Here is an 18,690-nt window from a genome sequence, read left to right as displayed (position 1 = left end):
ACGACACAGCCAAAGAAGGAGAGAAAGAAGACCCAAATACCCACTGAATAACACGAAAAGCTGGTCCAACGGGTGGGTCAGAATTCAATGCAAATCGTGGGTCAGGATTCCGTGCAAATCAACAAGTGGGGATGCTGTCGTCGATACCCTATCTGTTTACCGTCGCGGGCATGCTGTTCATCGCAAAGATGTCGGATCGCGCTCAGGACCGTTCTCGCTATCTGGTGTTATGTAGCCTGCTTTCAGCCATCGGGCTTTTGATCACGGCAATCTGGATCCACGATACCGCAATGGGTCTGGTCGGCATGACGCTGGTCTCAGTCGGCATCCTCAGTTCCATTCCGGTTTTCTGGGCGGTGGTTGCGAGGCGTCTGACGGGAGCCGCTGCAGTGGTCGGGTTCGCCTTCATCAACTCAGTGGGCAACCTGGCCGGCTTCGTTAGCCCGTTCGCCATAGGCATCATCACCGACAGGACCGGGACTCAGGTTTCGGGGCTGTACGCGCTGAGCGCAATGTCGCTTGTTGCATCGGTCCTGTTGCTGTTGTTCATTCGCGAGCGGCAGACATCCAACACGCAGGAGGCAAAATGATTGGAATCACCGGTGCGACCGGCCATCTGGGACGTGAAGTCATCACGAATCTGGCGCGACTCAAGCAGCCCAACCGTGGGGTCGTTGCGTGCACCCGACACCCTGAAACCGCCGACCTGCCAACTGATATCGTCAACGAGGTACGTTACGCCGACTTCGGTAATCCTGCATCGCTCCTGGAAGCCTTTTCCGGCGTCGATACGCTGCTGATGATCTCGGTGGAAGGCAACGATGAAGACCGGATCAGACTCCACGCAACCGCCGTGGATGCAGCACGCCGTGCGGGCGTGAAGCGCATCGTCTACACGAGCTTCTTCGATGTGGCGCCGGCATCGCCCAGCGCCGTCGCTCGCGTGCATCGGTTGACCGAGGCCCACATCATGGCGTCGGGATGCGCGTGGACCATGTTGCGCAACGCGCCCGTACATTGACAACGTGGCGATGCGCATTGCCGAAGCGTCAAAGAGCGATGGCGTATTCCGCATGGCGTCAGGCGCCGCGGCCTTGCCATTTATCGCCCGATCCGATCTCGCTGAAGCGGCGGCGTGTGCGCTAGTCTCAATGCTGCCTGGCAACCACGCCTACCGCCTCAGTGGTCCTCAGTTGCTCGCCTTCGATGACCTCGCCGCACTGATCAGTACCGTGATTGGTTCGAAGGTGCGATACGAATCGATCACTGACGGGGAATACCGCCACCTGTTGCAACGCGAGGGACTGCCCCCGGAGCTGGAAACGCGCCGTGTAGCCTATTCGCAGGCAATGCGGGCCGGGTTCATGACCGCGCTAACCGGAGATTTTGAACGTCTGGTCGGCCGCGCGCCACTCTCGATGGATAACGTGCTACGGGAAATCCCGCTTTTGCCTTGACCTGCACGCCCGGCGGCGTCAAACGTACCGATTTCGACTTCGGTCTCCTGCCAGCATCACGACCTTCGGCGATGGCTGGCTGAGCGTTGTCGTTAGCGATTTCTGCAGCTGACGCCGCAGGTTTGACGCGGCTCGCGAAGGTTTTCGGCTACGCGCAATGTCATTGGCGAGCACTCGTTCGCTGCACCGAGAGCGGTATCTTGTTGCCTGATAACAATGCTCCCGTGAGCCAAATCCGCCCTATAGGTTCATCAACACTTTGATCACTGTCGCAGCAAGCGCCTCAGCGCTCAATGGAGTGAGGGCACCGCGAAATCTCCCAATCGGCGTGCGAACGGGAGAAACGCTCAAGGCATCATGCATCAAGATTAAACCAGTTTGAGTATGCCTCTGGATCTCAGCATCACGGATGGCGTCGCACGAGCCAATTTCTCCTTGCAAAAGATGTCCTTTCCTGAGCTTTACCCGAAGCTCGCACCACAGCACCGTCACATTTGTTTGCCAAAAGCTCCCTTTTCAAATCGCCGATTGTCAAACCCGGGCGTGTTTTGCATGATACCTGCATACATTCTCGGCCACTTTCTTAGCAAGGCCGCTGACCATCTGTGTCGAACCCAGGGCGCAGTGAGCCGACAGGTCCAGCAACTGGAAGCTCATTATCGATGCGCCCTTTTCGTGCGCCATGCGTCAGGGCTGACACTGACAGCAGAAGGAAACGCCTTGCTGACGGTGGCCGTGAACCTGCTCACACAACTGGTTAGACACGCAGACGTTCCCGCCCATTCCGAGTCTGCTCTCGCCCTGCGGTTACCGTCCACGTTGGCGATTCGCTGGTTGCTGCCGCGGCTTTCAGTGATCAATTTCGCACTGCCCCGGACAGAATTGCGCATCCATACATCGGCAGACGATCCGCCGGATTTCACCACGCCCGACGTCGACGTCATGGTTGTGCGTAGAGCCGGACATTGGGCGGGCATGGACGCGATACCGTTGTTTCAGAACGACTGACGCCGATGTGTACGGTCGAACTGGCCGCATTGCTGACATCCGTAGCTGACCTTGCTCGGGTCAAATTGCTCCATCCGGGACACCGCCCCAAGGAGTGGCGATGCTGGCTCGATCATGTTGGCGCGAGCGAGTTCAACGCCAATGACGGACTCGTCTTTGATACCCTCGAATTGATGCTTACCGCCGAGGCACAAGGGCATGGCGTCGCAGTTGGCGACCCTCGGATGGCGAAGGAACGCCTTGAGGCGAGGGCACTCGTCATGCCGTTCAGCGAGGTTGCGCAAAATGGCCTGGGCCATTTCATCGTCTATCCTTCACAACGCGTCGCGCAAACCAAGATTCGCGCGCTGGCTGACGTCTTGACCCGACTCGCGCAAGAGGACACGTCGATACCGGCCCGATAAGCGGACGCCAAGCCGCTCGACGCTACCCGCGCCAACTGGCGATAGTGGGACGGTCCAGCCTGGACTGCCGTCGACTGGCAGTGCACCGCCACATTCGACCGCTCAACCATGACTATGTTTGGGCATCCGCGTGGCAGTAGCGTTTCCTGAAACGGTCGTCCGGCGGCCCGACCGTACCCATTCCGTCCCCGCGATTTACTCGAGTGGTGCAACAGAGGCGCCGACAATGCGGTGGCGTTCAAGTGCCTCTGCGACGAAGCCATTTCGCTTCATGTCCTCGACGAACGCAAGTAACACGTCGGCTGCGGTTTCCCCGCGGCTCTTTGCGACACCCATCGCCTGCCGGATGACCATGAAGCGTTCGTCGAGCAGGCGCAGTCCGCCGGTTTTTGCGGCGTCGGCTTCCAGCTGCTGTTTGACGCCGGCGGCCACTTCGAGCGATTGCTCGAGGAAGGTTTGAACCACCGTCGGCGAGGTGGGCGCGCGCACGATCTGCGCTGCCTTGAGTTCCCGCGAGAGAAACAGGTCGTACGCGCTGCCGTTGCCCACGGCCACCCGGTTGTGCGGCTGATCGACCTCAGCATTCGTGCGGATCGTCGACTCGTCGCGGACGAGATAAAAGCCTTCGATCAGCACGTATGGCGCGGTGAACGCAATGGTTTCGCCGCGCTTCGGATCGACGGCGAAGAAACCAAAATCCGCGCGCTCATCGCTGACCGCCTCGACCGACTTGCCTGCTGCGTCGAACACTACGAGTTCGAGCGACACGCCAAGGCGTTGTGCGAATGCACGCGCGAGATCGACCGATACGCCAGTCGGCTCGCCCGACTGCGGATCGCGGTTCGCGAGGATGGGATTGCCAAGATTGATGGACGCGCGAAGCGTGCCGGTGGGAGCGAAGGCCTTGACGGCGGCGGAATCGATAGTCATAAGGTCGTTTCAGGTTGAGCCGTGCGTTGATCGTCCGGCCCGGAATCGAGAATTTCCCGGATGCTCGCCAAAGCCTCCAGGGTATGCAACAGGTGCTGCCGTAGTTCCTCGGACGCCTCTTCGTTGCGCTCGCGCTCCAGCAGTTCGAGCACGTGCAGATGCTGCTTCGCATGCTCCACGTAGCGCTCGCGATGCTGCATCGATCGGTAGGAGATCAGGCGACGCACACGGTTCACACGGCGAATGGTATCGATGAAAAAGCTGTTGCCCGACGCCTCGACGAGCGACTCGTGAAAACGCACGCCGCGATCGTGCAACTGGTCGGCGGTGTCGGTTTCGATACCACCGGCAAGCAGGTGCATTTCGACCTCGCGGCAACGCTCGAGTACCTTGCGTTCGAGCCGGTAGCCGGGCTCGAGCAGCGCGGCGGGCTCCAGCGCGAGACGCAAGCGGTACGACTTGAGCAGGCTGTCGGGGGTCGTGAGCATTGGCGAGAATTCCCAACCATAGCCGGGCTTGCGCTCGGCCCACCCCTCCTGGGCGATCCGGTTCAACACCGCTGTTACTTGCGCGTTCGTCAGACCGTAGCGGGTCCGGATCAACTGCTAGGACACGACGCCCGACAGAAGCCCTTTGAGTCGATCATCGGCAATCTGGAAATAGACGCTCGTCACGATGCTCGTGCCGCCAAGTCCCAGTTCGCTGACCACGTCGGAAAGCGGGTCGATGAGCGGCCGTGCCACGAAGAAGCCACGGTTTTTCTCGCGCGTCAGCACGCCCTTCTCGTGCAGCAGCGCGAGCGCTTCGTTCACGGGCGAGCGCGACACGCGAAGCCGGTCGGCAAGCATCTGCGCGGGCAAATGCGCGCCGGCCTCGAGCCCTTCGTTGCTGATCAGTTCGAGTATCTGGGTTGCAATGGAGCGGTCAATCATCTCTATCAGCCAGCTGCGCCGCGCAGGGCTTGCTGTCAGCCTTTCACGGTCGCGAGATTCTTTTGCAGGATTAGCGGAATGACGCCGCCCGAGCGCAACAATTTGCATTCGAGCTGCGTCTCGACGGCGGCGCGGACGTCGATCGGCTCGACGCGGCCATCGGCGCGCACGACCCGAACCGGCACCGCACAGCGTGGAGTGATAGCGGCGGCGGCGGCGTCGACTTCGAGCATATCACCCGGCCCGAGCGCGAGTGTATCCGGATGGGTGCCGGGCGCGAATCGCAACGGCAGGATACCCATGCCGATCAGATTCGAGCGATGGATGCGCTCGAAGCTCGCGGCCAGCACCGCACGTATGCCGAGCAGCCGCTGGCCCTTCGCGGCCCAGTCGCGCGACGAGCCCGTGCCATAGCGTTCACCTGCGACGAGCACGACGGAATCGCCCCCCGCCGCGTAGCGTTGCGCAGCCTCGAAAATGGGCAGAACGTCGCCGCTCGGCGCGTGCAGCGTGTGAGCGACCGGCATGTCCGGCTTCAGGCGGTTCACGAGTGTCTTGCTGTAGAACGCCGCGCGCATCATCACTTCCCAATTGCCGCGGCGCGAGGCGAATACGTTGAGGTCGTTGCGATCGTCGCCGCGCGAGACGAGGAAATCAGCCACGAAGCTGTCTTTCGGAATCGCGCTCGCCGGCGAGATATGGTCGGTCGTGATATCGTCGCCGAGCACGAGCAACGGATAGGCGCGATAGCTGCCGAGCTGACTGCCCTGATCGACCGCGGCGAACGGCGGACGGCGCAATGCAGTGGACGCGGGGTTCCACGGAAAGCGTGCGCCCGATGGTGCATCGAGTTCGTGCCACGCCGGATTGCGGCTCGCCACGGCGAATGCGCGCGGGTAGTCCTCTGGATCGGCCGATTGCTCGACGAGCGCGGCCACTTCTTCGCGCGTGGGCCAGAGATCGCGCAGCCAGATCGGCGTGCCATCGGCGCCGACTTGCACGGGCTCCCGGCCCAGGTCGGTTTCGGCATCCCCCGCAAGGGCGAACGCGATCACGAGCGGCGGCGACATGATGAAACCGAGATCGAGATCGGGATGAATGCGCCCCGCGAAATTGCGGTTGCCCGACAGCACCGCGACGGGATAAATGCTGCCTTCAGCCTGAGCCATGCGCACGCTTTCGGTGAGCGGCCCGGAGTTGCCGATGCAGGTCGTGCAGCCATAGCCGACGATATCGAAGCCCACGGCAGAAAGATCGTCGATCAAACCCGCGCGTTCGAGATATGAAGCGGCAGCGGGCGACCCGGGCGCGAGAGATGTCTTGATCCATGCCGGCACCGTCAGGCCTTTCGCGCGCGCCTTGCGCGCCACAAGACCGGCGGCGATCAACAACGCCGGATCAGAGGTGTTCGTGCAGCTCGTGATCGCCGCGATCGCTACGGGATGACGCGGCATCGTTGCGTGCTTCGATTTCGGCGTGAAGTCGAGCTTCGCAAGCGTGGCAGGCAATGCCGTGTAATCGAGCAGATCCTGCGGGCGACGCGGTCCCGCGACATGCATGCCGATGCTGGATAGGTCGATGTCGATCGTGCGCGTGTAGCGCGGCGCGGCCTCGGGATCGAACCACAGACCGGCCGCACGCGTGAACGCTTCAACCAGTTGCACGGTTGCTTCGTTGCGATTTGTGGCGCTCAGATAGTCGAGCGTGCGTGCGTCCACCGGGAAAAAGCCCGTCGATGCACCGTACTCCGGCGCCATGTTCGCGACGACCGAGCGCTCTCCCGCGCTCAGCGTCGAAACGCCCGGCCCGAAGAATTCGACGAATTCGCCCGACACGCCTATCGCGCGCAGGCGCTGCGTGACCGTGAGCGCGAGGTCTGTGGCGAGCGAGCCCGGCCTCAACGCGCCCGTCAGGCGCACGCCGATCACGTCCGGAATGCGCTGCATCACCGGCATGCCGAACATCACCGTCTGCGCTTCGAGTCCGCCCACGCCCCAGCCGAGCACGCCGATGCCGTTGATCATCGGCGTGTGGCTGTCCGTGCCGATCAGCGTATCGGGCACGGCCCATTGCTCACCGTCGCGCTCCACGCGAGTGACGACCGTCGCGAGTTGCTCGAGATTGATCGTATGCATGATGCCCGTGCCAGGCGGATGGATACGCACGCCAGTGAGCGCCTGCGAGGCCCAGCGCAGAAAGCGGTAGCGCTCCTCATTGCGGCGCAGTTCGAGCGCGAGATTGTTCGGCGCGGCATCGGGCTTGCCGAAGTATTCGACCGCGAGCGAATGGTCCACCGACGAATCGACAGGCAGTACGGGATTGAGCGCGGCGGGATCGGCGCCAGCCTCGGCCAGCGCGTCGCGCATGGCGGCGATGTCGACCAGCGCGGGCGTGCTCGTCGTGTCGTGCATCAACACGCGATTGGGTTGGAACGCGATTTCGTGCTCGCTGGTGCCGCGCTCACGCCACGCGAGTATCGCTGTCACGGCATGGCGGCGCTCGTCGTCATCCGTATTACGAATGACGTTTTCGAGCAGCAGACGCAGCACGACGGGCAAGTCGCGCAATTCCGCGCCAAACATTGCGGGCAGATCGACGAAACGCAAGCTCGCGCCGGCAACGTCGAGACTGGAGATGAGGGGGGTGTCGGTGTTTTCCATAACTGTATTTTTGCACTTCTCCTGGTCAAAATGCAATCAAGTGGAAACCCGACGTACCAAAATCAGGAGACAGCGTGAACAAACCCGGCATCTCGTTACCCACGCCAGAATTGGGGGCGCATGAGCTCCCCTGCCGGTCCCGGCGTGACCTCGTGCTGGGCGCAGCCTCGTTTGTCGCGCTCGCGACGCTGGGCACGGCCCCGCGGACGGTTTTCGCGGACGAAGAGGATCCGGCGCACATCGTTTTGAAAGGAAAGAAATCCATGTTTGCTTATGTCGGTTCGCGCACCACGCGCGAACGAAACGCCCGCGGCGATGGCATCAGCGTGTACCAGGTCGATACGCAGACCGGCGCGCTCACGCTCGTGCAACTCGTCAAGGACCTGGTCAACCCGTCGTTCCTTGCGTTGAGCCGGGACGGCAAGCATCTTTACACCGTGCATGGCGACCTGAGCGACATCAGCGCGTTCAAGGTCGACAAGATCAGCGGCAAGCTCGCGTTCATCAATCGCCGGAGCACCGAAGGCAAAAATCCCGTGCATCTCGCGATCGACCCGACCGGTCGCTACGTGGTCGTGTCGAATCACATCGGCGCGAGCCTCGCGGTGCTGCCTATCGCCGCCGACGGCTCGCTCGAACCGCTCTCGCAACTCGTGCACCTGGAAGGCCCGATCGGTCCGCATCGCATCGAACAGAAGCAGTCGAAGCCGCACTTCAATCCGTTCGATCCCACGGGCCGCTTCGTGATCGTTCCGGACAAGGGACTCGACCGTACGTTCTCGTTCCGTTTCGAAAACGGCCAGCTCGCGCCGGCCGAGACGCCCTTCGTCGTTTCCCGCGAGGGTGCGGGGCCACGCCATATCGCGTTTCATCCGGACGGCCGTCATGCATGGGTCGTCAACGAGCTCGATTCGACGGTCACGACGTATGGCTACGATGCGGCCAACGGCTCGCTCACGCCACTGCAAGTGCTTTCGAGTCTGCCCGACACCTACACGGGTGATAGCCGCGGCTCGGAGATCGAAGTCGATCGCACCGGCCGATTCGTCTATGCGTCGAACCGCGGCGACGACAGCATTGCCGTGTTCAGTATCGATGCATCGAACGGACATCTGCGCTTCCTGAATGCGATTCCTGCGCAAGGCAAGACGCCACGGTTCATGACGAGCACACCCGATGGCCGCTTCATGTATGTGCTGAACGAGGACAGCGACACCATCGTGGCGTTCTCCGTCGATGCCCAGTCGGGCACCCTCGCACCGACCGGCTTCGTCGCCCCGTCGGGCAGCCCGGTTTGCATGGTGTTCTCACCGCGCCACGCCTGACACGCTCTTTCGATTCCACGCGAAACCTGGCGGGCCTCGGCCGCCGGTGGAGAAACACATGCAAGCAAATACTGCAATCGACGAACATGCGCTCGTACGCAAGATCACGTGGCGCATCATCCCGTTCGTTTTCATCCTCTACATCATTTCGTACATCGACCGCGCGAACATCGGCTACGCGGCGTTGCAGATGAATCATGAGCTGGCGCTGAGCAGCGAGGCATTCGGCTTCGCCTCGGGCATCTTCTTCATCGGCTACTTCCTGTTCGAGGTGCCGAGCAACGTCATGCTCAACAAGTTCGGCGCGCGCATCTGGATAGCCCGCATTCTGGTGACATGGGGCATCGTTTCCGTGGGCTCCGCATTCGTGCAGAACGCCACGCAGCTTTATGTGCTGCGCTTTTTGCTCGGCGTGGCCGAGGCCGGCTTTTTCCCCGGCATCATCGTCTATCTGACGTACTGGTTCCGCGCGAAGGAACTCGCGACCACGGTCGCACTGTTCACGGCCGCCATTCCGGTCTCGTACATCATCGGCGCACCGCTCAGCACATGGGTCATGGACAACGCGCAGTGGCTGAACTGGAGCGGCTGGCGCTGGATGCTCGTTCTGGAAGGTGCGCCCGCGCTGATCGGCGGCGTACTGTGCTTCTTCTATCTGACCGACCGGCCCGCCGATGCGAAGTGGCTCAAGCCTCACGAGCGCGAATGGCTGCTGGGCGAACTGGCAAACGATCGAAAGTCCCGCCCCAAGGCAAAGCATTTCGGCTCGCTCAAAGCGATGACCAATCCGAAAGTGCTGTACCTGTCGTTCATCTACTTCGTCTACCAATGCGGCAGTCTCGGTGTCGGCTACTGGATGCCTCAGATCATCAAGGGATTTTCCAAGACGTTGAGCCACACCCAGGTCGGCCTCATCGCCATGGTGCCGTACATTTTCGCGACGATCGCCATGGTGATGTGGTCCAGAAGCTCGGATCGCCACAACGAACGACGCCTGCATTCAGCGATCCCTCTCGGCGTCGCTGCGCTCGCGCTGCTGGGCGCCGGCCTGTCGACGAATCCCTACGTATCGATCTCGTTGATCAGCCTGAGCCTGGCGGGACTCTACGCGTTCAAATCCCCGTTCTGGGCACTGCCCACGCTGTTCCTCACCCGTTCTACGGCCGCGGTCGCCATTGCAGTCATCAATTCGGTGGGTAATCTCGGCGGATTCGTTGGACCGTTCGCAATCGGATATCTCCAGGGCGCAGGAAAAAGCGCAACGCCCGGCCTGCTGTTTCTGTCGGCACTGCTGGTCATGTCGTTCCTGATGACGTATTTCATCCGCATCAATGGGCACGATACCGACGACGCTACTGAGGCCGTCCCGAATCAAACTCACTGACTTCGCGTCGGGCAGTAGTGCCCGATGAGAAGCCACATGTAGTCAATAACATGAAGCAACTGGAGATCATTCCGATGAAGAAGTCCGCCCTATCATTCGCAGTACTGAGCGGCATTGCCGGTCTTGCCCACGCGCAAAGCAGCGTAACGCTGTACGGCATTATCGATAGCGGGGTCAATTACACGAATAACGTCCAGACGGCAAAAACGGCGTCCGGTCTGGTAGGGGGCCATCAGATCGCGATGATCGAAGGCGGCTCGGCGGGCCTCCAAGGCAGCCGCTGGGGTTTGAAAGGCACAGAGGACCTGGGTGGCGGTCTCAAGTCACTATTCGTGCTGGAGAGCGGGATTTACAGCAATAATGGCGCGCTCAATCAGGGAGGCGCTCTGTTTGGTCGGCAGGCCTACGTCGGCCTGGGAAACCCTGTCGGCACCGTGACGCTGGGTCGCCAGTATGATCCCGTGGTCGACAACTTCGGGCCGTTTCTCGCCGCGCCGCAATGGGGCGGCTATATGAGCTCACACCCGAGCGATCTGGACAATGCGCTCAATACCCGCCGCATCAACAACTCGATCAAGTTCCGCAGCGCAAACTACCAGGGGCTGACCGTCGAAGCGATGATGAACCTCGGCGGCACGCCGGGTTCGTTTTCGAGCAACTGGATCTGGGGTGCGGGCGCGTCCTACTCACATGGCCCCTTCTCGCTCGGTGCGGGCTACCTGAACATGCGCAATCCGAACACCTCGTTCTTCGGTGCCAATCCGAACGCTGGCCCGGCGACGACCAATAATCTGGGCAGCTTCGGCAGCACGACGAGCCCGCAAAGCAATCCTGTGTTCGCTGGGTACGCGTCCGCGAACCGCCTCGAGATCGCAGGCGTAGGTGCCGGTGTGACGTTTGGCTCGCTCAATGTGAATCTCGCGTATTCGAATACCCGATTCGAGGAGATGGGCTCCGCGTCGGGACCGAACACACTGCATTACCAAGGCACGGCCGCCTTCAATAACGTGGAAATCAACGCGAGATACCAGCTCACACCTTCACTGCTGGCCGGTCTCGCTTACGACTACACACGCAACGGGGGCGCAGGCGGCAGGGATGGTGCCAACTACAACCTTTTCAGCGCCGGGCTCGACTATTTCCTCTCGGCCCGGACCGATGTCTACACGCTGGCGGTCTACGAAAAGGCGAGCGGCACCGATTCGACCGGGCAGAGCGCCGTTGCGCAGATCACTGGCTTGACACCCTCCACCACCGACAAGCAGGTTTCCCTGCGCGTCGGCATCCGGCACAAGTTCTGACGCCTCGCGAACCCGCGGTCCCGGAGACGACAGCGGGCTCACGGCGACAAGCCGGGGTGGGACGTGACTGCACGCTACAGAGCGTCTCGCTCCGGTTGCTTTTGACCTGAAGACCCTTCCGAGAGAAAAACCATGAACAAATCGCCGAAAGCACGTCTTTTCTGCACAGCCATCGCACTTGCAAGCGTGGTTGCCATCTCGCCCGCGCGGGCCGACGACAACCAGACCATCTCGATCATGGTCGGCGGTATCGCAAAGTTCATCTACCTGCCTACCAAGCTCGCCGATCAGCTCGGCTACTTCAAGGACGAGAAGCTGCACGTCGAACTGCTTTCGCAGCCGGCCGGCGTCGATGCCGAGAACGAGCTGCTCTCCGGTTCCGTTCAGGCAATCGCGGGCGCGTACGATCATACGATCGACCTTCAAAGCAAGGGCAAGGATGTCCGGTCCATTGCAACGTTCCTGCAGGTTCCAGGTGAAGTCGAGGTCGTCTCGAAGGCGTCTCCGATGAAAAGCATGGCCGACGCAAAGGGAAAGACCCTGGGTGTGACGGGACTCGGCTCATCGACTGACTTTCTCACGCGCTATATGGCGCGCAAATTCGGCATTGCGTCGAAGGAGTATTCGACGCTACCTGTCGGGGCCGACAACTCGTTCATCGCCGCGGTTCAGCAACGGCGCATCGACGCAGGCATGACGACCGAGCCTACCGTGTCACGCCTGCTTCAAAAGGGCGATGCGTCCGTTATGGTGGACATGCGAACCGTCGACGGGACGCAGAAGGCGCTCGGCGGAATCTACCCATTTACCGGACGAAGAAAAGCCCCATGAAGTAATAGTTCAGCTTAGTTTGCTTGGTTTCATCTGCCAAATAGCGGGAGCCAATAATGTATCGACTCCTCATAATGCGAATTTCTTGAATGATGGCGTGATCTGGCTTAAGGGTTGCTTGAGCGGGTGCGGACGACTGAGCAAAATCTCATTGCCATCAACTGGGGACAGACTTGCAGTTTGTAGGAGCCGCAATGTCCCAGGACCGATCTGCCAAAAGGCCCATCGTTAGCTCATTGGTTCGTTCTTCAAGGAATCTAGAGTAGCGTCCTCCCGAGAGAATATTCGTCCCACGTGAGCCACAACGCGCCGCTAACATCCAAGGTTTTTGCGTATACAGGTGCGTATAACGTCGTTATCGGAATCAATTTTCTTGTTATTTTTCAGTCTGTTACGTGTTAAATTCGAGTCCTCTCCTGGGCATCGAACAATTTCTCAAATAAGTAAAAAGGAATCCAAACCAAATTATCGATCAACATAACCCATGGAGTTTTTGATCCGCAGCCGTCCATCTGGGAACAAAGCAATCCGGACACAGGTAAGTACGTTCAGGAGTACATCAAAATTTCGAGATCGAGAAATATACTTACCCTACGCTCCCCCCGATCATTTGGCAAATGACAATCGTGTCTCCGCTCCGTTTCAGCGAAGACACGCTAACACCGCCCCGACGCACACGAACGCTTTTACGCGGTCAGACTTAAACCGCGCGCGGCAAACTGTACGTGAGCAACGCTATCCGACGCAGGATTCTTTGCTATCCACCCGTCAAGCGTATCCGCCCACGCTTGCAGCATCGTCCTCCGCTGCTCGGCATATTCGGCCTTGTTGTACACCGCTCTCACCCCGCGCTGCTCGTGCGCCAGACATTTTTCTATCCAGTCACTGTTGAACCCGGCTTCATGCAACTGCGTGCTGGCCGTCCTTCGCAGATCATGTACCGAGAAGGATTCGAAGTCCTCGTTCCCGCTCTCGCGAATGAGCTTGATGGCAGCGTCGATCACGCGATTCAGGGTGGCTGCACTTATCGGCAATTTTGTCTCGTAACGACCGGGATGCAGGTACGAGCTGGCGCCAAAGCACGTCTTGAAGGTGACCAGGATATCCAGGGCCTGCTGGCTCAGATAGACATTGTGCGGGCGCCCGGCCTTCATCCGGTCTTTCGGAATTGTCCAGACTGCCGCATTGAAGTCCACCTCATCCCATGTTGCCAGGATGAATTCGGATTTGCGCACCATAGTCAGGAGCATGAACTTGACAGCCAGACGCAGCGTAGGCAGGGTGGGCGTCCGTTCTAGCGCCCTGAAGAACACGTGGAGTTCGGCCGGCGTCAGTGCCCGGTCACGTGGCTTGAACCGGGCGATGGCCGAGGGCCTGATGGCTTCTGCCGGATTGTCCACCTTGAGCCCCCTCGCCTGCACGAAACGGTAGACCTGCAGCACGATATCGCGCGCCTGCACTGCGGGAGCGGCGGCACCCCTCTCCTTAATCTTCTCGCACCTGGCCATCAGACGCGACGGCGTGATTTCCTCGAGCTTCAGCCGTCCGAATTCTGCCGCGAGATTCCGCTCATAGACGGACTGCCTCATTGCGCGGGTCGACTCCGCGAGGCTGACTTCCGCGAAATATTTCTCCGCCCACTTGCCGAACGTCAGCGCCTCGGCTGCTTCAACGCGCTTTTCGACCTTGGCTCTTGATGGACTGGTACCCTGCTCGACCTCTCGCCGCGCCCGTTCGAGAAGGAGCCGCGCTTCAGCGAGACTGAGCGACATCCCGTAGCTCAGTTCGTGCATCTCCCGGACACCCCGCGCGGGGAGCCGGACGTCATAGCGGCCAATGACGAGCGTCTCGCGACGCCCATTGAGGCGATAGTCAAACCGGAAACTAGCCACCCCAGACGACGTAACGGCCACATACAGGCCGCGCTGGTCGGCCACCTTGTAGATCCTGCCGGCGGGCTTGAGCGCCCGTAACTCGAGATCGGTAAGCATGCAATACCTCCGTGAACTGATACCGTCACCTGATACCGTCAAGCGTCGTGACGGTATCGCGTTGGATCGTCCGCAGAGCAAAATGCTATACCGTCAAACATACCGCCGGTAGCGCTCAGCTGTTGTCAGTCCCCATTAGACCCCACTGGTCAATAAACCCTTGATTTTGTAGGGAAAAGAAGGAGAACCTGGAGTTCTGCAGACTGCTGCAGAACATTTTGATTTACTCCCACTCAATCGTCGCCGGCGGCTTCCCCGATATGTCATAAACAACCCGGTTAATCCCCCGCACCTCGTTAATGATCCGGTTCGACACGTGCCCAAGCAGTTCATGCGGCAGATGCGCCCAGTGCGCGGTCATGAAGTCGAGCGTCTGCACCGCGCGCAGCGCGACCACGTACTCGTAAGTACGCCCGTCGCCCATCACGCCGACGCTCTTCACCGGCAGGAACACCGCGAACGCCTGGCTCGTCAGGTCGTACCAGGACTTGCCGGTTTCCTTGTCGATGGTGTTGCGCAGCGTCTCGATGAAAATCGCGTCCGCGCGGCGCAGCAGGTCCGCGAAATCGCGCTTCACTTCGCCGAGAATCCGCACGCCGAGGCCTGGGCCCGGGAACGGATGGCGATACACCATCGAATGCGGCAAACCGAGCTTCACGCCGAGTTCGCGCACTTCGTCCTTGAACAGTTCGCGCAACGGTTCGAGCAGCTTCAGGTTCAGCGTCTCGGGCAGGCCGCCCACGTTGTGGTGGCTCTTGATCGTCTGCGCGGCCTTCTTGCCCTTGCCCGCCGACTCGATCACGTCCGGATAGATCGTGCCTTGCGCGAGCCACTTCGCATCGGTCAGCTTGCCGGCCTCGGCCTGGAACACCTCGACGAATTCCGCGCCGATGATCTTGCGCTTCGCTTCCGGATCGGTCACGCCGGCGAGCTTGCCGAGGAACGCCTCGCTCGCGTCGACGTGGATCACCTTCACGCCGAGGTGATCGGCGAACAGCGCCATCACCTGCTCGGCTTCGTTCAGGCGCAACAGACCATGATCGACGAACACGCAGGTCAGCTGATTACCGATCGCGCGATGCAGCAGCGCCGCCGCCACCGACGAATCCACGCCGCCCGACAGCCCCAGAATGACGTGCTCGTTGCCGACCTGCTCGCGAATCTTCGCGACGGCTTCGTCGATGTAGTGGCCCATTTCCCAATCGGCCTTCGCGCCGCAGATCTGCAGCACGAAGCGTTCGAGCATCGCGCGGCCCTGCACCGTGTGCGTGACTTCCGGGTGCCATTGCAGGCCGTAGAAGCGGCGCTGTTCGTCGGCCATCGCGGCGATCGGGCACGACTCCGTCGATGCCATCAGCGCGAAGCCCGGCGGCATTTCGAGCACCTTATCGCCGTGGCTCATCCACACCTTGAGCATGCCGTGGCCTTCGGGCGTGGTGAAATCGCTGATGCCTTCGAGCAGGCTCGTATGGTTGCGCGCGCGCACTTCGGCGTAGCCGAATTCGCGCAGATGGCCGATGTCGACCTTGCCGCCGAGCTGCTGGGCCATCGCCTGCATGCCGTAGCAGATGCCGAGCACCGGCACGCCGAGTTCGAACACGGCTTGCGGCACGCGCGGCGTGTCGTCCTCGGTGACCGAGCTCGGGCCGCCCGAGAGAATCACGCCCTTCGGCGCGAAGTCGCGGATAAACGACGCGTCGACGTCGTACGGATGGATTTCCGAATACACGTTGGCTTCGCGAACGCGACGTGCAATCAGTTGGGTGACTTGCGAACCGAAGTCGAGGATCAGGATCTTGTCATGCATGGCAGCGGACGGAATCAGAAGTGAGCGGATACGGAATGCCGCGCGCGAGGCGCGGCGTCGAATTCAAAGCGTTCAAGGCGATCCGCGCAACAGCGGCGGAACCGCGACGCGAACATGAAACACCACGATGGAGCGCACTGCAAAACACCCTGGCACGGCCAACGCCTTTGCCGGCAGCCTGCGGCGCGCGCGAACGAAACCCGGTAGCTTCGGCGGACGGCGTGGCGCGCGGCGCGTCAGCCATGAAACGGCGGCCGGGACGTGCCGGACGCGTCGCTGCGGGCGTCGCCCGGTGCAGCCGCGCCGGGATTGACGGCGCTTGCGGCACCACCGGCCGATGCGGCGGCCGGCGTGGCAGGCGATGTGGCGGATGCGGCAGCCGCGGGATTGACGGGCCGCGTGGCCGGCATCACAGGCTCGATGACCGGCTCGGCGCGATAGGCCGGAAAGCCCGCCGAGACACCGGGCTCGCGCACGCTGTCACGTTCGAGATCGCGCCGCCGTGCGGCTTCGCTGCCGGCCTCTTTCTCCGCCTGCCTGTCGGCACGCTTGTCGGCTCGTTTATCGGCTTTGCCCGAAGAGGAATTGGCAACGATCCCCTTCTCGCGCCGCCGCACCGCGCCCGCCAACCGCACGCCGCCCAGGCCGATCAGCACCAGCACGACACCGGCCAGCACCGAGACGATCTGCCCGAAGCCCGTCAGCGACGGCGAACGCAGGCCCAGCAACCAGACCAGCATCAGCACGCCGGTCAGCCAGTGCACATGGCCGACCACCTTCGCGACCGTCGACGTCATCGCCCCGTCGAACGACGCATGCACCGCGAGCCACGCAAGCCCGATCAGCGCGACGCCGAACGCCTGGCCGATCAACGCCGGCTGCGTTTGCACCAGTTGCAGCGCGTTGTACAGCGAAGTCCACGGCGTCAGCAGGAACAGCAGGCCGAACGCCAGCAGCAACAACGCATCGAGGATCAGTACAACGCGCAGCAATGGCTTCATGGGCGTTTAGTCCACGTGATAGTTGGGCGCTTCCTTGGTGATCTGCACGTCGTGCACGTGCGACTCGCGCAGGCCCGCGCCGGTAATCTGCACGAACTCGGCCTTCTCGTTCATCTCGGCGATGGTGCGGCAGCCGCAATAACCCATGCTCGCGCGCACGCCGCCGATCAGCTGGAACAGGATCGCATTGACCGAGCCCTTGTAGGCGACGCGCCCTTCGATGCCTTCCGGCACGAGCTTGTCGATATTCGCCGAGTTGTCCTGGAAGTAGCGGTCCGCGGCGCCGTCCTTCATCGCACCGACCGAGCCCATGCCGCGGTAGGACTTGTACTGGCGGCCCTGGTACAGGAACACTTCGCCCGGCGCTTCTTCGGTGCCGGCGAACATGCTGCCCATCATGACCGCGCTCGCGCCCGCCGCCAGCGCCTTGCTGACGTCGCCCGAGAAGCGCACGCCGCCGTCGGCGATGACCGGCACGCCCGTGCCTCGCAGCGCTTCGGAGACGTTGGAGATTGCGGTGACCTGCGGCACGCCAACGCCGGCGACGATCCGCGTCGTGCAGATCGAACCCGGGCCGATACCGACCTTGACGCCGTCCGCGCCGTGCTCGACGAGCGCCTTCGCGGCCGCTGCCGTCGCGATGTTGCCGCCGATCACCTCGACGTGCGGGAAGTTCTGCTTGACCCACTTGACGCGCTCGAGCACGCCCTTGCTGTGGCCGTGCGCGGTATCGACGACGATCACGTCGACGCCGGCCTGCACGAGCAGCTCGACGCGCTCTTCGTTGTCCGCGCCGACGCCGACCGCCGCGCCCGCGCGCAGCTTGCCGTGTTCGTCCTTGCATGCGTCCGGGTGCTCGGTCTGCTTCGTGATGTCCTTGACGGTCATCAGGCCGCGCAGCTCGAACGCGTCGTTGACGACGAGCACGCGCTCGAGGCGGTGGTGGTGCATGAGCGCCTTCGCTTCGGCGAGCGGTGTGCCTTCCCTGACGGTAACGAGGCGCTCGCGCGGCGTCATGATGCTGCGCACCGGCTCGTCCAGACGCTCCTCGAAGCGCAGGTCGCGGTTCGTGACGATGCCGATCAGTTGCGCGCCTTCGACGACCGGGAAGCCGGAAATGCCATGCTGGCGCGACAGCGCGATCACGTCGCGCACCTTCATTTGCGGCGGCACCGTGATTGGATCACGCACCACGCCCGACTCGAAACGCTTGACCTTGGCGACCTCGCGCGCCTGCTCGGCCGGCGTGAGGTTCTTGTGAATGATGCCGACGCCGCCCATTTGCGCCATGGCAATGGCGAGGCGAGCTTCGGTAACGGTGTCCATCGCGGCGGACACGAGCGGCATGTTGAGGGAGATGTTGCGGGTCAGCCGGGTCTTGAGGCTGGTGTCGCGCGGCAGAACGTCGGAAAAGGCCGGGACGAGGAGCACGTCATCGAACGTGAGTGCTGTTTGGATCAGACGCATGGCAAATCCTATAGGCGCAAAAGCGAATTATACGCGATACCTCCCCGGATTTCACTGCGCGAACAGCAGCTTAGCGAATTTCAGGCGATTTTTTCCGGTTTCCGGGGCCGGTCATTTCGCTTGCCCGTTCGCGCCGGTTTCAATCGGGTTTCGTTTGTGCGTTCACAGGCACGCGAGGGGGAAACGGCGGGT

The 18,690-nt window shown here is 61.7% G+C and carries 12 protein-coding genes and 3 pseudogenes; 8 read left to right on the top strand and 7 right to left on the bottom strand.

The window, feature by feature from the left end:
• The first annotated feature begins 131 nt into the window (after positions 1 to 131).
• The 4 genes and pseudogenes from F3J19_RS20890 to F3J19_RS20875 form a co-directional block, all read left to right on the top strand.
• Entirely contained in the window at positions 132 to 590 is a 459-nt protein-coding gene (locus F3J19_RS20890; protein WP_167045356.1) for an MFS transporter, read from the top strand.
• Positions 587 to 1,021, top strand: a complete 435-nt coding sequence (locus F3J19_RS20885) for an NAD(P)H-binding protein (protein ID WP_167045353.1) — start codon at positions 587 to 589, stop codon at positions 1,019 to 1,021. The genes F3J19_RS20890 and F3J19_RS20885 overlap by 4 nt, the downstream gene beginning before the upstream one ends.
• A 10-nt stretch (positions 1,022 to 1,031) precedes the next feature.
• Positions 1,032 to 1,457 (top strand): hypothetical protein, encoded by a 426-nt coding sequence (locus F3J19_RS20880; RefSeq protein WP_167045350.1) that lies wholly within the window; start codon positions 1,032 to 1,034, stop codon positions 1,455 to 1,457.
• A 582-nt stretch (positions 1,458 to 2,039) separates the two neighbouring features.
• Positions 2,040 to 2,869, top strand: a pseudogene (locus tag F3J19_RS20875) (LysR substrate-binding domain-containing protein); the annotation flags it as partial.
• 195 nt (positions 2,870 to 3,064) lie between these two features.
• Here F3J19_RS20875 and F3J19_RS20870 read toward each other — a convergent pair.
• From F3J19_RS20870 to acnA, 3 genes and pseudogenes are all read right to left on the bottom strand, one after another.
• Positions 3,065 to 3,799 (bottom strand): ABC transporter substrate-binding protein, encoded by a 735-nt coding sequence (locus tag F3J19_RS20870; protein ID WP_167045347.1) that lies wholly within the window; start codon positions 3,797 to 3,799, stop codon positions 3,065 to 3,067.
• Positions 3,796 to 4,731: pseudogene (locus F3J19_RS20865) on the bottom strand (GntR family transcriptional regulator). Before F3J19_RS20865 ends, F3J19_RS20870 begins: the two are co-directional and overlap by 4 nt.
• Positions 4,732 to 4,766: 35 nt before the next feature.
• Positions 4,767 to 7,391 carry an aconitate hydratase AcnA gene (gene acnA, locus F3J19_RS20860; protein WP_167045344.1) on the bottom strand — a complete coding sequence of 875 codons (2,625 nt, stop codon included), beginning with the start codon at positions 7,389 to 7,391 and terminating at the stop codon, positions 4,767 to 4,769.
• Between the two features lie 263 nt (positions 7,392 to 7,654).
• On the opposite strand from acnA, the gene F3J19_RS20855 reads away from it, so the two are divergent.
• The 4 genes and pseudogenes from F3J19_RS20855 to F3J19_RS20840 all read left to right on the top strand — a co-directional run.
• The gene (locus tag F3J19_RS20855; protein WP_167045341.1) at positions 7,655 to 8,716 is read left to right on the top strand and encodes a lactonase family protein; all 1,062 of its coding nucleotides are present in this window, start codon (positions 7,655 to 7,657) and stop codon (positions 8,714 to 8,716) included.
• A gap of 58 nt (positions 8,717 to 8,774) precedes the next feature.
• Positions 8,775 to 10,100, top strand: coding sequence for an MFS transporter (locus F3J19_RS20850; RefSeq protein ID WP_167045338.1), 1,326 nt, complete (start codon positions 8,775 to 8,777; stop codon positions 10,098 to 10,100).
• A gap of 74 nt (positions 10,101 to 10,174) precedes the next feature.
• Positions 10,175 to 11,401 carry a porin gene (locus F3J19_RS20845; protein ID WP_167045391.1) on the top strand — a complete coding sequence of 409 codons (1,227 nt, stop codon included), beginning with the start codon at positions 10,175 to 10,177 and terminating at the stop codon, positions 11,399 to 11,401.
• Between the two features lie 132 nt (positions 11,402 to 11,533).
• Positions 11,534 to 12,205: pseudogene (locus F3J19_RS20840) on the top strand (ABC transporter substrate-binding protein); the annotation flags it as partial.
• A gap of 713 nt (positions 12,206 to 12,918) precedes the next feature.
• On the opposite strand, the gene F3J19_RS20835 reads toward F3J19_RS20840, so the two are convergent.
• From F3J19_RS20835 to guaB, 4 genes are all read right to left on the bottom strand, one after another.
• The gene (locus F3J19_RS20835; protein WP_167045335.1) at positions 12,919 to 14,223 is read right to left on the bottom strand and encodes a site-specific integrase; all 1,305 of its coding nucleotides are present in this window, start codon (positions 14,221 to 14,223) and stop codon (positions 12,919 to 12,921) included.
• Positions 14,224 to 14,446: 223 nt separating this feature from the next.
• Positions 14,447 to 16,030: a glutamine-hydrolyzing GMP synthase gene (guaA, locus tag F3J19_RS20830; protein WP_167045332.1), complete on the bottom strand. Its 1,584-nt coding sequence runs from the start codon at positions 16,028 to 16,030 to the stop codon at positions 14,447 to 14,449.
• A gap of 236 nt (positions 16,031 to 16,266) precedes the next feature.
• On the bottom strand, positions 16,267 to 17,031 hold the full coding sequence (locus tag F3J19_RS20825; protein WP_167045329.1) for a hypothetical protein: 765 nt from the start codon (positions 17,029 to 17,031) through the stop codon (positions 16,267 to 16,269).
• Between the two features lie 6 nt (positions 17,032 to 17,037).
• Positions 17,038 to 18,498, bottom strand: coding sequence for an IMP dehydrogenase (gene guaB / locus F3J19_RS20820; protein WP_167045326.1), 1,461 nt, complete (start codon positions 18,496 to 18,498; stop codon positions 17,038 to 17,040).
• Positions 18,499 to 18,690 lie beyond the last annotated feature (192 nt).

It is taken from the genome of Burkholderia sp. Ax-1724 (genome assembly GCF_011752995.1).
Taxonomy (GTDB): Bacteria; Pseudomonadota; Gammaproteobacteria; order Burkholderiales; family Burkholderiaceae; genus Paraburkholderia.
This window is presented reverse-complemented; position numbering and strand designations above follow the sequence as displayed.